Source organism: Arthrobacter sp. AOP36-F1-5, from assembly GCF_058137995.1.
Genome location: NZ_CM176892.1, coordinates 3,023,015 through 3,038,843, shown reverse-complemented (window position 1 = coordinate 3,038,843; position 15,829 = coordinate 3,023,015). Strand labels below are relative to the sequence as shown.

Genomic DNA, 15,829 nt, shown 5'->3' with positions numbered 1-15,829 from the left:
TTGTTCCTGCCACTAGGCTTGGACCGTCCCGACATCGTTGAGAGGTGCGTCCTTGACCGAATCGCTGTTCCTTTGGCAGAACCTTCCCGGATGGATGGTGTCGCTCCTCTGGGTGGTCGACCTCGGGATCCGGATCGTCATGCTCGGTGTCGTCCCCGGGAACCGGCGGCCGACCACCGCGATGGCCTGGCTGCTGTCCATCTTCTTCTTCCCCGTCGTCGGACTGGGTCTGTTCCTGCTGTTCGGGAACTTCAAGCTCTCGCAACGCCGGATCGACCGGCAAACCGACGTCAACCAACGGGTGATCGATGCCACCGCGACCCTGGACGTGGACAACGGCCCCCCGGACGCCCCGGAGTGGGTCCGGTCGGCGATCGAACTGAACCGCAACCTCGGGGCCTTCCCCCTGCAGGAAGGAAACCAGTTCGATTTCATCACCGATTCGAGCGAATCGATCCGCCGGATGACCGAGGCGATCAACCAGGCGAAGGACTACGTCAACGCCCAGTTCTACATCGTGGGCGACGATCCCGAGCTCACCGGCCCCTTCCTGACGGCGCTGGAGGATGCCGCCGACCGCGGGGTGCGCGTCAGGTTCCTCTTCGACCATCTGGGCACCATGCGCACCGAGGGATACCGCGAGTTGTTACGGCGTCTGCGCGGCAGCGGCATCGAATGGCGGCGGATGCTTCCCATCTCACCGCTGCGCTGGAAGTGGCGGCGCCCGGATCTGCGCAACCACCGGAAGATCCTGGTCATCGACGGCGAAACCGCCTTCACCGGGAGCCAGAACCTCATCGAGCCCGGCTATAAGCGCAAGTCCTCGCATAAGCTCGGCCGCGAATGGATCGATTTGATGGCCCGCGTCGGAGGACCGATGGTCACCGGCCTCGACGTCGTCTTCGCCACGGACTGGTCGCAGGAGACGGACGAGTACCTGCTGGAGGACCTCAACGAGGGCGGTGTCCCCCTGCCTTGCGGGACGACCACCGGACAGATCGTTCCCTCCGGACCGGGATTCGAGTCGGAGAACAACCTGCGCCTGTTCAACACGCTGATGTATTCGGCCACGGAGAAACTGACGATCACCAGCCCGTACTTCGTCCCGGATGATTCGATGCTCTACACGGTCACCACCGCGGCCCAGCGGGGGGTCGAGGTCGAGCTGCTGGTCTCCGAACGCGGCGACCAGGCGTTGGTCCATCACGCCCAACAGTCCTACTACCTGCAGTTGTTGAAGGCCGGGGTGAAGATCTACCGGTATCAGCAGCCGATGGTTCTGCACACCAAGTGCTTCACCGTCGACGACGAGGTGGCGGTCTTCGGGTCCTCCAACATGGATATGCGGTCCTTCTCGCTGAATCTGGAAGTGTCCCTGATGCTGCTGGGATCCCGGGCCGTGGGGGAGATCAAGAAGGTCCAGGACGCGTATAAGGAAAAGTGCACCCTGCTCACCCTGGAGGACTGGCTGGACCGTCCACGCACCATGCGCTACCTGGACAACGTGGCCCGGCTGACCGCAACCCTGCAGTAGGGCAAGGCGGTCAGTCCCCGGCGTCGAACCCGGTGCCCAGGGCCGAGAGCACGCCCCGGGATTTGGTCGTGACCTCATCCCATTCCCCGGCCGGATCCGAATCGGCGGTGATGGCCCCGCCCAGTCCCAGGCCGAGTCGCCACGGGCCGGGGGCTGCCTGCGCGACGTCGGGCCCCGAGGTGGTCCCCGGATCCTGTCGGGCGACCAGCGTGCGGATGACCACGGCCAGATCGGCGGCCGAGGTGTGGGAGAAGTATCCGACGGCCCCCGAATACACCCCGCGGGGCCGGCCCTCCTCGAGCCGGTCCAGGATGGCCATCGTCGAGATCTTCGGGGCCCCGGTCATGGACCCCGGCGGGAAGGCGGCGGCCACGGCCTCGGCCCGCGGGGCGTCGGGGAGCAGCCGGGCCTCGATCGTGGACACCAGCTGGTGGACGGTCGCGTAGCTCTCCACCGCGCACAGGCGCGGAACACGCAGGGTCGAGGGAACAGCAAAGCGGGAGAGATCGTTGCGCAGCAGATCCACGATCATGATGTTCTCCGCCCGGTCCTTCGGCGAGGTCGCCAGATCGTGGGCCAGCCTGCCGTCCAGGGTCGGGTCCTGCGAGCGCGGGCGGGTGCCCTTGATCGGTTCGGCCCGCAACAGGCCGGCCGCGTCCAGGGACAGGAAACGTTCGGGGGAGGAGCTGGCCACCACGGTGCCACCCCACCGGATGTAGTGGGCGAACGGGGCGGGGCTCGTCCGACGCAGGGCCAGATACGTCCGCCACGGGTCGAAGGCCTCCGGGGCGACGGTGGCCTCCACCGCGGTGGTCAGACAGATCTCATAGCTGTTGCCCTCGGTGATCTGGGCTTGGGCGGCAAGGATCTTGGCCAGGTATCCCTCCCGGGTGTCCCGTGCGGTGAAACGCGGGGGTGGGTTCGTCGCGGCGGCGGGCTCCGGGGGGAGGGGCGGTTCGCCCATGGCCGGATGGGCCCGGGGGCCGGGGAGCCGCCGGAGTGCGTCGGCCGTGGAATCCAGCCAGTTGCGGGCATCCGGGGACTCCAGGGCCAGCAGCCAGGCTTCGGCGCGTTCATGGTCGATCACGAGGGCCCGTCCCGGGTGCAGGAGAGCGGCATCGGGGGTCGGGCTGGAGGCGTTGGGGACCGCCCCGGATTCGCGGCCGAGCTCGTAGCCCAGCCAGCCGAGCCACCCCAGGGCGAAGCCGCAGTCCAGTCCCGCCGGCCCCTGGAGCCGGGCGGTGCCCCAGTTGCGGTCCAGCCAGGCGAAGAACGGGCCGGCCACCCGCACCCGGGCACAACCGATGACCACCTCGGTCAGGCCGTCATGGTGTTCGGCCCGGGCGGCGGCCTCGCCGGCATCGTCCGCCAGGATGCTGAAGCGGTTGCGGGTGGCCCCGGGGCAGGAGGCGTTCGAGGATTCCAGCAGGACGGCATGTTCGCCGGGGAAGAACCGTTCAAAGAGGCTGGTCGCGACCTGTGGGATGTCAGGCAGCGGCAGACGGCGGGCGAGCAGCGACCCGTTCGCTGCCGCCTGGAGTTCGGGCCGCAGGGGTTCCTGCAGCACCGGCAGCTGGGTCAGGGCCCGGAGTGCATCGGGCGGGGCACTGCCGTCGGCATGGTTCGCCACGATGACATCGGCGCGTTCGATCACCGGGTCCTGGTCCAGCCACCCCTGCTCCTGTGCCGCCCAGCGCTCCCAATGCGGGGCGAAGGTGTCGCCATCCCGGGCCAGGGCACGCCGCCGTCGGACGTCGTCCTCCACCTCGACCCAGATGCTGGCATCCAGATAGGCGCGTGCTTGACGGCAGGAGGCCCCGACCCCCTCGACGATGACGACGTCGGCGGCCACCGTGGTGCGGCGCTCGCCGTCGGTGCCGTGCTCCCAATCCCAGGAGGTCCAGCGGGCGTCCTCACCCCAATACAGGGAGTCCAGCACCTCGGTGACATAGCGTTCGCGGCCGCGGGCGAGCCCGTCCCAGCCGGTGTAGATGTCCTCGAGGTGGAACAGGGAGACGCTGCGGTGGACCCTCAGACTGGTGGCCAGTTCCAGGGCCAGGGTGGACTTGCCGGCCCCGGAGCGGCCATCGACCGCAATGATGACCGGTGATCTACGCGCCACGCGGATCCGCGGTCCGGGTCCTGATGTGGCGTACCAGCCCCGGCACGGCGGCGGTGATGAGTTGTTCGGTGATCGCGAAGTCCGCCTCGTCGCCGTACCAGGGGTCGTAGATGCCTTGCTGGGCGGGGGCCTTCTGGGCCACCTCGGGGTCGAAGGACCGCAGCATGTGGACCTTTGAACGATCGGATTCGTTTCCGGCCAGCCGGCGCAGGGCCCCGAAGTGGTCGGTGTCCAGGGCCAGGACCAGATCAGTGTCGGCGAAGTCCTCGGCGGCGAACTGGCGGGCGGCATGCCCGGACGGGTCGAGGCCCTGGCGCCTGAGCAGCTCGGCGGCCCGCGGATCCATGGGACGCCCGATCTCCCAGTCGCTCGTTCCCGCCGAATCGACGTCCACGCCCTCGACGCCGGCCTCCTGCAGGGCGGCGCGGAGCAGGTGTTCGGCCATCGGGGACCGGCAGATGTTGCCGGTGCACACTGTCGTGATCCTGTACATGCTGCCAGTCTAGGTGCGCCGTGGTTCCGGTGACAGCCTCACGCCCCGGCGGGGCTACTGGTGCATCAGCACCAGCAGGGCGGCCACGAAGATGAACAAGGTCCCGAAGCAGAGGTTCAGGATGCGTTGGCCGCGGGCATTGCGGGTGAAACGGCGGAATCCCTTGGCCGTGGCGGCGAAGAAGAACCACATGACCAGGATGTCCACCGCAACGATGGTCCCGATGAGGATCAGGTATTGGGGCAGCAGGGGAGCGGCGGGCCGGATGAACTGCGGGGTGAACGCCAGGAAGAAGACGATCGCCTTCGGGTTCAGGAGGTTCACCCAGAGCCCGCGCCGGAACATGGACACGCCGGACTCATGGGCCCTGACGTCAACCGCCGCCGTATCGGGGTCCGGTTTGGCCCGCAGCAGGCCCACGCCCAGATACACCAGATAGGCGGCGCCCAGATAGCGGATGGCGGCGAAGGCCACCGGTGAGTTGGCCACCAGCACCCCGATGCCGGCGGCGACGATCATCACGTGCACCAGCAAGGCGGCCTGTTGTCCCAGGATGCCCCAGAACGAGCGCCGGAACCCCGCATTGAGGGCGTTGTTCATGGTGTTGATCGCCCCGGCGCCGGGGGTGAAGCTGATCAGGATGCAGGCACCCAGCAGCGAAAGCCAGAGGGAGAGGGTCACCCAAGGATTCTAGGGGTCCGGAGCCGGCTACGTGGTTTCGGGGCGGTGCGCCCCGGTCGCCCGGTCCACGGCCGCCGAGGCGTCGGCCATGAATCGGGTCAGGACCAGGCGCTCGGCGGGGTCGAAGCGGGCAATGACCTCGCCGAGCTCGGTGGCCAGGGCGGTGAACATGGCCCGCCCGTCCTGCGCGGCACTGGCGGTGCTGCGGATCCTGACCACCCGGCGATCGTCGTCGTTGCGCTCGCGGGTGATGTGTCCGGAGGCGGCGAGGCGGTTGAGTAGGGCGGTGGTCGCCGGTGAGCTCAGGTTCAGCACGGCGGAGAGGTTGCTGGCCGTCGGGGCCTGGCCTTCCTGTTCGGTGCGCATGACGAAGGACAGTGCATTGAGATCGGTCCGGTGCATTCCGTGCCCCGCGCCGGCGGTCTCCACGTAGCGGTCCGTGGCCATGACGAACCGTTGGAGCAGTTCGATGAGGCGACGATCCGGCGGGCTTTCCATGCAGACAGTTTATGCCGGGCAGACGTGGAGGCCGATAATTTTATCAGAAAATCATATTATTTCATGGTGGAACTAAAGTAGGATCTGAGGGAAACGAACATCGGGGACGGCCGTGCCGCCCGGGCCGAGGAGTAGAGATGACCCAGCAGAGCCAGGACCCCCAGACCGGTTCGCCCTTGACACCGGCCGGGAGCCGCCGGAACCGGGGGCCGGTGCTTCGGGCCCTGTTGGCGGTGCTCGTGGTCGCGGTCTGGCTCGGGGTGGCCGGGGTCGGAGGTCCGACCTTCGGGAAGCTGGACCAGGTGCAGACCAACGACCAGGCGGGGTTCCTCCCGGCCACGGCCGAGGCCACACAGGCCCTGGACGCCCAGGCCGGCTTCAGCGAGAGCGAAGCAGTCCCCGCCGTCGTGGTGCTCGAAGGAAGAACCGCGGCCGATGTCGACTCCTTCGACGCCGACGCACTGAAGAAGAAGATCGAGGCGGAGCACCTGGTCTCCGGGGACATCGCCGGGCCCTTCCCGTCCGAGGACGGCACGGCGTTGGAACTGGTGGTCCCGCTGACCGAGGACATGGAAGCCGACGCCGCCGTGGCCGAGCTGCGCGAGGTCCTGGCCCAGCAGGTCCCCGACGGGGTGGACGCCTATGTCACGGGCCCGGCGGGATTCACCGCCGACCTGGTGGAGGCCTTCGCCGGGATCGACGGGATCCTGCTGCTCGTGGCCCTGAGCGCCGTCCTGGTGATCCTGCTGTTGGTCTACCGTTCCCTGCTGCTGCCGTTCACGGTGCTGTTCACCGCCGTCGCCGCCCTGTGCCTGGCGATCCTTGCGGTGTTCTGGATGGCCAAATGGGACTGGATCAAACTCGATGGACAGAGCCAGGGGATCCTCTCGATCCTGGTGATCGGCGCCGCCACCGACTATTCGCTCCTGCTGGTGGCCCGCCATCGGGAGACCATTGCAGCCGGCCACCGCGGATTCGATGCCGCCGCCCGGGCGCTGAAGGGGGCCGCCGAACCCATCGTCGCCTCGGCCGGGACGGTCACCGTCGGGTTGTTGTGCCTGACGTTCTCGGACTTGAACTCCAATAAGGCGCTCGGGCCGATCGGGGCCTCGGGGATCATCTGTTCGGTGATTGCCGTCCTGACGTTCCTGCCGGCGGCACTGACCCTGTTGGGCAGGACCGCCTACTGGCCGTTCGTTCCGCACCATGCCGATCATCTCGATCCCTCTCCCGTGGCCGCGATCGGCCTCTGGGGCTCGGTGGCCCGGCTGGTTGGCAGGCATCCACGCCGGATCTGGATCGCCACGGCGCTGGTGCTCATCGTCGGGTCCCTGGGCATCACCCAGCTCAAGGCCACCGGGGTGCCCCAAAGCGAGCTGGTGTTGGGCGAGACCGAATCGGCGACCGGCCAGGACGTCCTGGCCCGGCACTTCGACGCCGGAGCCGGCAGCCCGGCGGTGCTGATCACCGCCAGCGGCAGCGCCGGGACAATGCTCGAGACGGTGAAGAAGGACGACGGCGTGGCCTCGGCCTACCTGCAGGCGGAGGGCGGCGGGCCGGCAGGGGTCGGAGCCCCGGGGCGGGAGCGCCCCGCCCAGGAGGTGGACGGACGGAACCTGATCTCCATCACCCTCGACGCGGCGGCCGATTCCGCTGCAGCGGAACAGTCGGTAGTGTCGCTGCGCCGAGAAGCGCGGCAGGTGGATCCGGACGCACTCATCGGCGGTCCCACCGCGATCTCCCTGGACACCAACGTCACTGCCGAGGAGGACCTGGTGAAGATCATCCCGCTGATCCTGTTGGCCATCCTGGTGATCCTCATGCTGCTGCTGCGTTCGATCCTGGCCCCGGTGCTGCTGGTCATCACCACGGTGCTGTCCTACGGGACGGCCATGGGCGTCTCGGCCTGGGTGTTCAACGGGATCTTCGACTTCCCCGGGGCCGACCCCTCGGTTCCCCTGTTCGGGTTCGTCTTCCTCGTGGCGCTCGGGGTGGACTACAACATCTTCTTGATGACCAGGGTCAGGGAGGAATCGCTCAAGCACGGCACCCGGGAGGGGGTCTTGCGTGGGTTGGCGGTCACCGGCGGGGTGATCACCTCGGCCGGCGTCGTCCTGGCTGCGACCTTCGCCGCCTTGGGTGTCATCCCCATCATGTTCCTGGCCCAGCTGGCCTTCATCGTCTCCTTCGGTGTGCTGTTGGACACCCTGGTGGTGCGCTCCTTATTGGTGCCGGCACTGGCCCACGACCTCGGAAAGGCCATCTGGTGGCCCTCGAAACTGTCCAAGGTCGGGAACTAGCGGAGGTCGGCCGGTCGGCCTGCTGGTAGGATGGGCCCTTGTGGCTCGTCCCACCGGCAGGATGTGCGGTGGACCAGCCATGCGTCGACAGATTTGATCCTTTTCCCGCCGTCGTCCCGCCTTGAGCGGGGCACTACGTTGCGGCGGAAGGCCGGCCACCCCCGTGGAGGTCCGGCGGAGCCCAGAACCACCGGGCCCAGGCATTCCTTTTCTTCGGCGAGATAGCGCGCCGAACCCGGTTGCGCACAGCAACGACCGAAAGCAGCCCCGTGAGCGTTTCCTTTACTTCCCTCGGCGTGCCCGCACGCCTGGCGACCATCCTGTCCGGCCAGGGCATCGACACCGCCTTCCCCATCCAGGAAGCCACGCTTCCCTCCACACTGGAAGGCAAGGACGTCCTGGGTCGGGGCCGGACCGGCTCCGGCAAGACGCTGGCCTTCTCGCTGCCGCTGGTGGCCCGGCTGGCAGCGAACCCGAAACCGCGCAAGGCGCGTTTCCCCCGGGCGCTGATCATGGCTCCCACCCGTGAACTGGCCACCCAGATCAGCCGGGTCGTCATCCCGCTGGCCGAAGGCGCGGATCTGCGCACCACGGTCATCTTCGGTGGCGTCTCCCAGGTCCGCCAGGAGAAGGAGCTGAACTCCGGCGTCGACATCGTCATCGCCTGCCCCGGCCGCCTCGAGGACCTGTTGCGCCAGAAGGTCGTGGACCTCTCCCGCGTCGAGGTCTCCGTCCTGGACGAAGCCGACCACATGGCCGACCTCGGTTTCCTGCCCGTGGTCAAGCGGATCCTGGACCAGACCCCGCGCGGCATCCAGCACATGCTCTTCTCGGCGACCCTGGACAACGGCGTCGACAAACTCGTCCAGCGCTACCTCGACCAGCCCGTCGTCCACTCGGTGGATTCCTCGCAGGCCGCCGTGGACACCATGGACCACCACGTGTTCGTCGTCGACGCCGACTCCAAGAAGGAGCTGGTGCTCGAACTGGCGTCGGGGACCGGACGACGCATCATGTTCATGCGCACCAAGCACCACGCCAAGAAGATGGCCGTCTGGCTATCCAAAGCGGGGGTCCCCGCGGTGGACCTGCATGGGAACCTGAGCCAGAACGCCCGGGACCGCAACCTGGCGGCATTCTCCGGTGGGGATGCCCGCGTGCTGGTGGCCACCGACGTCGCCGCCCGTGGTGTGCACGTCGATGGCGTCGAGCTGGTCGTCCATATCGATCCGCCCGCCGAGCACAAGGCATACCTGCACCGTTCCGGCCGGACCGCCCGCGCCGGATCCGCCGGCGCGGTGGCAACCATCGCGACCCCCGACCAGCAGGGGGACGTGAAGTCCCTGATGCGGGCCGCCGGGATCAAGGTCCCCTTCGAAAAGGTCAGCCCGCAGTCCGCGGCCGTGGCCGCCGTCCGCGGCGACAAGGCCGAGCCGGTCACCTATGTGGCGCCGCGCCCGCAATCGAACCCGCGCGCCAAGACCCTGGCCGATTCCGATGCCGCCGGAGGCCGTGGACGCCGCCGGGGCGGGCGCGGGAACTCACGTCCGGGGCGTCCGGCGGCTCGTGGCGAAGGCTCCGCAGCCGGTGTCGACAGCCGTGGCGGACGCGACGGAGGCGAGCGGTCACGTGATGACCGGCCCCGTGGCGAGCGCGGCGGCCGTCCGGGCCCCGTGCGCGGGGAACGCAACGGTGAGCGTGCCGGAGGGCGCAATGGCGGCCAGCGTGCCGGAAGCCAGCGTTCCGGGGGCGGCCGCAGCCGTTCCGGACAGCGCCAGGGGTCGGGGCGTCCCGAGGGGCGCGATGCCAACACCAGCCGCCCGTCCTCGTCCCCGCGTCCCACCTCATCGGGGGCCCGCCAGGGCAACACCATCGGTGACGCCATCGGGCAGAAGACCCAGGAAGCCCTTGGCGCCGGACGCCCGGGGCGCGGTCGCGGTAGCCGTCGAGCCGGAGCACCGCAGTCCAATTCCAAGGGCTAGACCTCCACGCATGAGGTGAATCGGATCACCCCGTTCACCGTCCCAGGCGCCGTTGCCCCGTCATTTGACGGGGCAAAGGCGCCTTTTGCGTGCCCGGATCGGGGCCGGAATCCAAACTTGAGCCAACTGCGCTCAAGTTCGAATTGACAATGAAATGAGCCCGAGTAGACTTGAGTGCAGAACGCTCAACCTCCCCGGTTGGGCGGAGGAACCAGCATTTCCCACCGGAAAGAAGGATGCATTATGTCTCGTGCCGTAGGTATCGACCTCGGAACCACCAACTCGGTCGTCTCCGTCCTGGAAGGCGGCGAGCCCACTGTCATCGCCAACGCCGAAGGCGCACGCACCACTCCGTCCGTGGTGGCCTTCTCCAAGGCCGGCGAAGTCCTGGTCGGCGAAATCGCCAAGCGCCAGGCAGTCAACAACATCGATCGCACGATCTCCTCGGTCAAGCGCAGCATGGGCACCGACTGGAGCACCACCATCGATGACAAGAAGTACACGGCGCAGGAAATCTCCGCCCGTACCCTCATGAAGCTTAAGCACGACGCCGAGTCCTACCTGGGCGAAAAGGTCACCGACGCGGTCATCACCGTCCCGGCCTACTTCAACGACGCCGAGCGCCAGGCCACCAAGGAAGCCGGCGAGATCTCGGGCCTGAACGTGCTGCGCATCGTCAACGAGCCCACGGCTGCCGCACTGGCCTACGGCCTGGACAAGGGCAAGGAAGACGAGCTGATCCTCGTGTTCGACCTCGGCGGCGGCACCTTCGACGTCTCGCTGCTCGAAGTCGGCAAGGACGAAGACGACTTCTCCACCATCCAGGTGCGCTCGACCTCCGGCGACAACCGCCTCGGTGGCGACGACTGGGATCAGCGCGTCGTCGACTGGCTGCTGTCCCAGGCCAAGGCCAAGGGTGCCGACCTGTCCAAGGACAAGATCGCCCTGCAGCGTCTGAAGGAAGCGGCCGAGCAGGCCAAGAAGGAACTCTCCAGCGCCTCCAGCACCAACATCTCGCTGCAGTACCTTTCGGTCACCGCCGATGGCCCGGTCCACCTGGACGAGCACCTCTCCCGCGCCAAGTTCCAGGACCTCACCAAGGATCTGCTGGAGCGGGCCCGCAAGCCGTTCAACGACGTGATCAAGGAAGCCGGCGTCAAGGTCTCCGATATCGCGCACGTCATCCTCGTCGGCGGCTCCACCCGCATGCCGGCCGTTGCCGAGCTGGTCCAGGAACTGGCCGGCAAGGAAGCCAACAAGGGCGTCAACCCGGATGAGGTCGTCGCCGTGGGCGCCGCGCTGCAGGCCGGTGTCCTGAAGGGCGAGCGCAAGGACGTCCTGCTGATCGACGTGACCCCGCTATCGCTGGGCATCGAGACCAAGGGCGGGGTGATGACCAAGCTCATCGAGCGCAACACGGCCATCCCGACCAAGCGTTCGGAAACCTTCACCACGGCCGACGACAACCAGCCGTCCGTGTCGATCCAGGTCTTCCAGGGCGAACGCGAGTTCACCCGGGACAACAAGCCGCTGGGCACGTTCGAACTGACCGGCATCGCGCCGGCCCAGCGTGGCGTGCCGCAGGTCGAGGTCACCTTCGACATCGACGCCAACGGCATCGTGCACGTCTCCGCCAAGGACAAGGGCACCGGCACCGAGCAGTCGATGACCATCACCGGCGGTACCTCGCTGGCGAAGGAAGACATCGACCGCATGGTCCAGGAAGCCGAGGAGCACGCCGCCGAGGACAAGGTGCGCCGCGAGGCCGCCGACACCCGCAACTCCGCCGAGCAGTCCGCCTACTCCGTGGACAAGCTCATCAAGGACAACGAGGACAAGCTGCCCGAGGAGGTCAAGACCGAGGTCCAGGCCGACGTCGACGCCGTCAAGGCTGCCCTTGAGGGCCAGGACAACGACGACGAGGTCAAGGCCGCGTACGAGAAGCTCCAGGAGTCGCAGACCAAGCTCGGCGAAGCCATCTACGCCCAGGCCGAGTCCGAAGGCGCCGCCGGTGAAGCCGGGGAGTCCGAAGGCACCGAGGCGCCCGACGAGGACATCGTCGACGCCGAGGTTGTCGACGAAGAAGACGAAGAGAAGAAGTAAGGCGGTTCGAATCTGATGCCAGAACACGGCAACGAAGAAGAGCACGACGGCGACGAGCCGGTGCGCTTCACCGATAAGCGCAAGGTCGATCCCGAGACGGGCGAAGTGCGCGGCGCCGAAGGGCATGAGGAAGCGACCGCTGCAGCGGAAGGTGCCGAGTCGGAGGATGCGCTGGCCCAGGCCGAGCAGATCCTCAACGAGGCAGGCGACCAGCAGGAGCAGCCCGCGGCGGCGTCCGACGTCGAAGCGGAACTGCGTAACGACCTGCTGCGTCTGCAGGCCGAGTACGTGAACTACCGCAAGCGCGTCGAGCGCGATCGGGAATCCGTGCGCGACCTCGCCGTCCAGTCGGTGCTCGTCAGCCTGCTGCCCGTACTCGACGATCTCGACGCCGCCCGCAAGCACGGCGATCTCGAGGAAGGGCCGTTCGCGGCGGTGGCGAACAAGATCGACGCCATCCTCGCGGGCCACGGACTGACCCGGATCGAGGAAGTGGGGGTCGTCTTCGACCCGAACTTCCACGAGGCCCTGATGCAGCAACCCAGCTCCGAGGTCCCCGAGGACCACGTGGCCCAGGTCCTGCGGATCGGCTACCAGAAGGGCGAGCGCGTCATCCGTGCCGCCCAGGTGGTTGTCTCCACGGGAGAATGAACCACCCCCGGCCGCCCCACCACCGGTGGGGCGGCCGGGACCCCATTAGCTTGAGAAACAACCAGGAAACAGGAGGCGCCCGATGGCCAGTCAGGATTGGGTCAACAAGGATTTCTACGCCACCCTCGGCGTCTCCAAGGACGCCAGCGACGCCGATATCAAGAAGTCCTACCGCAAGATGGCGCGCAAATACCACCCCGACACCAATCCCGGCGATGAGGCCGCGGAAAAGAAGTTCAAGGACATCACCGAGGCCAATTCGGTGCTGTCCGACCCCGAGGAACGCGAACAGTACGACGCCATCCGGGCGATGGGATCCGGCGCCCGGTTCACCTCCGGAGGCGCCGGAGGGCCCTCCGGTGGCGGCGCGGGATTCGACGACGTCTTCGGCAACCTGTTCAACCAGGGGGGCGGGGGACGCCGCGGTGGCGGGTTCCCCGGAGGCGGCCAGGTTCCCCCCGAATTCGCGGACCTCTTTGGTGGTGGCGGATTCGGCGGCTTCCAGCAGGCCCCGCAGAAGGGCGCCGATCGGACCGCTTCGACCACGATTTCCTTCGCCGGGTCCATCCGCGGCACCAGCATCGGACTGCGCGAACCCGATGGCGACGTCATCGACGTGCGCATCCCCGCGGGCATCCGTGACGGCCAGAGTGTCAGGGTCCGGGGCAAGGGCCAGCGCAGCCCGGCAGGAAACGGGGACCTGTTGGTGAAGGTTTCGGTCAAACCGCATGCCTTCTTCGCCCGCGAGGGCAACAACATCCGGATCCACCTGCCGGTGGGCTTCTCCGAGGCCGCCCTGGGAGCCACGTTGGAGGTCCCCACGCTGACCGGGGAGACCGTGAAGATGAAGATCCCCGCCGGGACCTCATCGGGGCGGACCCTGCGGCTGAAGGGGCGCGGGGTGAAGACGTCCAAGGCCGTCGGCGATCTGCTGGTCACCGTCGAGGTCGTCGTACCGCAGAAGCTCAATGCCGAGGCGCAGGAAGCCGTCAAGGCCTTCGCCGAAGCAACCGCCGACGCGGATCCCCGCGCCGGGATCGCCACCAAGGCGGTACTCTAGCGGCGGGCCCGGGGCGCGGGAAGCACGGCGGAACCGAACACACCAGGAGGAGGCAAGCACATGGCGGTAGGCAAGGCACTGGCCATCAACGATCGTTTCATCCCGGTATTCGTGATCTCCGTCGCGGCCGAACTGGCCGATATGCACCCGCAGACACTGCGCCAGTACGACCGCATGGGATTGGTCTCGCCCTCGCGGCAGCGCGGCAAGCAGCGGCGCTATTCCAAGCATGATGTCGAATTGCTGCGGGAGGTCCAGAGCCTCTCGAAGGCGGGGGTCTCGCTGGAAGGGATCCGGCGGGTCCTGGAACTCGAGAACCAGGTTGCGGCGCTGCGTTCCCGTGTGGCGGAACTGAGTCAGGAACTGGCCGAAGCCGACCGCAGGTCCTCGGAGATGGAACGGGTCTTTGCCGCCGGAGCCGGCGGCGGTGACGTCGTCACCCTGGCCCGGGGGGAACGCCCCAGGGCCCGCAGCCAGGCCGTCGTCATCTGGCGAGCCCAGGACTAGGCGGACACCTCATGGTCCCCGGGACGCTGGCGACCGTTGCCGAGCTGATCGAGCGGGCGGAGCGCGGCTTCGAGATCACCAAGGGCCGGCGTGACGGATTCGATCAGGACCGCAAGGCGGCAGTGGACGGGGTCGCCCATGCGCTGAGGCCCACGTCCATGCACCGGCGGCTTCCCGCCAGACGGCTGCTCTTCCTGGACCTGGAAGGACCGCATCCGTTGGCGGCCGTGGTGCTCGGGGACCCCGACCATGCCACCCACCTGACCTGGCAGGTCTCCGGGGCAGGCATCCGTCCCGGAACCGCCATGTGGGGCACGGCCCGTGAAGCCGGCGAACTCCTGCTCGAACAGCGGGCCGCCGGTGCCGGAGCCCCGGCCGTCATCGCCTGGCTCGGGTATCCCGCACCGGGGATGTTCAGGGCCCTCTCGGACCGTACCGCCCGGACCTGTGCCGCGCGGCTGGCCTTCGACATCCGTCGGGTCGGGGAGCTCCTTCCCCGTACGGCCAGGATGGCGATCGAAGCACATTCCTACGGGGCGACGTTGGCCGCGTACGCGCTCGCCCGGTTGGATGCCGAACCACCCCCGGCCGGCCAGGCGGGCCCCTTGATCGACACGCTGGCCACCATTGGTTCGGCGGGAATTCCGGACCGCTTGTTGCGGGACCCGTCTGACTTGGGCATCCCACCAAGCCGCCGATACGAGGCCGTGGCGAGCCGGGACCTGCTGGCCCGATGCGGCCGGCTCCTCAGTGGGCGGACCACGGTCGCCGGGCTGCCGTTCGCCGTGGAAGGACACCCGGAATCGGGGCTGCATGCCGTCACCGGGCACAACACCTCCCGCTTCGTGCCCGGATCCGATGACCCCGAATACGGCTATCGGGACCCCGGCACGCTCTCGCTGCACAACCTGGCCCGGATCCTCATCGGGGGGACCCCTCCGTTCAGCTGACCGGCCCCCGGCGGTCCCCGTCCGCCTCCGGTTCCCGGCGGTAGGCCAGATCGAAGACCAGACGGCCCGCGGCCACGGCCTTGGCCTCGAAGCTCGTGCGCACCCGCCCCGCGTAGCGTGGGGCCCACCCCCCGAGATCGTCCGTGAAACCCGGTTCCGGGTCGTGGCCCTCTAGACCGCCGCGGCGGACCCGGGTCAGGGGGGAGTCCTCCCCGGCGCCTTCACCGGGGTGCAGGGAGGTGAAATCCTTCGAGGCGTCGAGGATCGAACGCATCTGTTCGGCATACTGCGACCAATCGGTGGCCAGGCGCCAGATGCCGCCGGGGGCCAGCACACGGGCGGCCTTGGGCAGGAACGATTCCTTGATGAGCCGGCGTTTGTGATGCCGGGTCTTATGCCAGGGGTCGGAGAAGAAGATCCAGAGTTCATCCACCGAACCGGGCTCCAGCATCACATCGAGGACCTCGGGGGCGTTGGCCTGCACGGCCCGCACATTGGTCAGCCCCTTCGCGTCGATCCGGGCCATCAACTGGGCCAGGCCGGGCAGATAGACCTCCACGGCGAGGAAATCCCGTTCGGGATGGGCTTCGGCGGCTTCGGCGATGGCTTCGCCCAGCCCGGTACCGATCTCCACGGTCAGCGGGGCCTGACGGCCGAAGGCCTCCTCGGCGTCGAAGCGGAAATCCTCGTGGACCGAGGTGTCTGCATGATGGCGTGGAACCTGGATGACGTAGTCCCCGGAGAGCCGGTCCCAGGAGTCCTTGCGCTTGCCGTGCAAACGGGACCCGCGACGGACGAAGGACACCGGATCGGTCCGGTAGAAGCGCAAATCGTCGGCGGCGCGGCCGTTGACAGGGGGCTTGGGGGCTGCGGGATCATTCATTGGGTCCACGTTAGTCGTCGCCGCGATGGACGTCATGTCAGGGTCTTCCCGGATGGCGGCGCCGG

General features: G+C 68.0%; 13 protein-coding genes. 8 read left to right on the top strand and 5 right to left on the bottom strand.

Going from position 1 to position 15,829, the window contains the following annotated elements:
- Positions 1–94 precede the first annotated feature (94 nt).
- Positions 95–1,534, top strand: a complete 1,440-nt coding sequence (gene cls / locus AC3ZI9_RS13910; RefSeq protein ID WP_444566929.1) for a cardiolipin synthase — start codon at positions 95–97, stop codon at positions 1,532–1,534.
- A 10-nt stretch (positions 1,535–1,544) separates the two neighbouring features.
- Here cls and AC3ZI9_RS13905 read toward each other — a convergent pair whose 3' ends face one another.
- From AC3ZI9_RS13905 to AC3ZI9_RS13890, 4 genes are read right to left on the bottom strand one after another with little or no spacing between them, the layout of a single operon-like run.
- Positions 1,545–3,656 (bottom strand): chorismate-binding protein, encoded by a 2,112-nt coding sequence (locus AC3ZI9_RS13905; RefSeq protein ID WP_444554875.1) that lies wholly within the window; start codon positions 3,654–3,656, stop codon positions 1,545–1,547.
- Complete coding sequence (locus tag AC3ZI9_RS13900; protein WP_444554876.1) at positions 3,646–4,149, bottom strand: low molecular weight protein-tyrosine-phosphatase; 504 nt, start codon at positions 4,147–4,149, stop codon at positions 3,646–3,648. Before AC3ZI9_RS13900 ends, AC3ZI9_RS13905 begins: the two co-directional genes overlap by 11 nt.
- Positions 4,150–4,203: 54 nt before the next feature.
- Complete coding sequence (locus tag AC3ZI9_RS13895; RefSeq protein WP_444554877.1) at positions 4,204–4,830, bottom strand: LysE family transporter; 627 nt, start codon at positions 4,828–4,830, stop codon at positions 4,204–4,206.
- 27 nt (positions 4,831–4,857) lie between these two features.
- On the bottom strand, positions 4,858–5,328 hold the full coding sequence (locus AC3ZI9_RS13890; RefSeq protein ID WP_489923697.1) for a MarR family winged helix-turn-helix transcriptional regulator: 471 nt from the start codon (positions 5,326–5,328) through the stop codon (positions 4,858–4,860).
- Positions 5,329–5,465: 137 nt separating this feature from the next.
- Between AC3ZI9_RS13890 and AC3ZI9_RS13885 the strand changes: the two genes are divergently transcribed.
- The 7 genes from AC3ZI9_RS13885 to AC3ZI9_RS13855 all read left to right on the top strand — a co-directional run bounded on the left by AC3ZI9_RS13885 (position 5,466) and on the right by AC3ZI9_RS13855 (position 14,881).
- Positions 5,466–7,628, top strand: a complete 2,163-nt coding sequence (locus AC3ZI9_RS13885) for an MMPL family transporter (protein WP_489923696.1) — start codon at positions 5,466–5,468, stop codon at positions 7,626–7,628.
- A gap of 269 nt (positions 7,629–7,897) precedes the next feature.
- Positions 7,898–9,610 (top strand): DEAD/DEAH box helicase, encoded by a 1,713-nt coding sequence (locus tag AC3ZI9_RS13880; protein ID WP_444561667.1) that lies wholly within the window; start codon positions 7,898–7,900, stop codon positions 9,608–9,610.
- A gap of 243 nt (positions 9,611–9,853) precedes the next feature.
- Entirely contained in the window at positions 9,854–11,713 is a 1,860-nt protein-coding gene (gene dnaK / locus AC3ZI9_RS13875) for a molecular chaperone DnaK (protein WP_444554881.1), read from the top strand.
- 15 nt (positions 11,714–11,728) lie between these two features.
- Entirely contained in the window at positions 11,729–12,364 is a 636-nt protein-coding gene (locus tag AC3ZI9_RS13870) for a nucleotide exchange factor GrpE (RefSeq protein ID WP_444554882.1), read from the top strand.
- An 82-nt stretch (positions 12,365–12,446) separates the two neighbouring features.
- Complete coding sequence (locus AC3ZI9_RS13865; RefSeq protein ID WP_444554883.1) at positions 12,447–13,424, top strand: DnaJ C-terminal domain-containing protein; 978 nt, start codon at positions 12,447–12,449, stop codon at positions 13,422–13,424.
- Positions 13,425–13,484: 60 nt separating this feature from the next.
- Positions 13,485–13,931 (top strand): heat shock protein transcriptional repressor HspR, encoded by a 447-nt coding sequence (locus AC3ZI9_RS13860; RefSeq protein WP_444554884.1) that lies wholly within the window; start codon positions 13,485–13,487, stop codon positions 13,929–13,931.
- 11 nt (positions 13,932–13,942) lie between these two features.
- On the top strand, positions 13,943–14,881 hold the full coding sequence (locus AC3ZI9_RS13855; RefSeq protein WP_444554885.1) for an alpha/beta hydrolase: 939 nt from the start codon (positions 13,943–13,945) through the stop codon (positions 14,879–14,881).
- Here AC3ZI9_RS13855 and trmB read toward each other — a convergent pair.
- Positions 14,874–15,764, bottom strand: a complete 891-nt coding sequence (trmB, locus tag AC3ZI9_RS13850) for a tRNA (guanosine(46)-N7)-methyltransferase TrmB (RefSeq protein WP_489923695.1) — start codon at positions 15,762–15,764, stop codon at positions 14,874–14,876. The genes AC3ZI9_RS13855 and trmB overlap by 8 nt on opposite strands.
- Between the last annotated feature and the right edge of the window lie 65 nt (positions 15,765–15,829).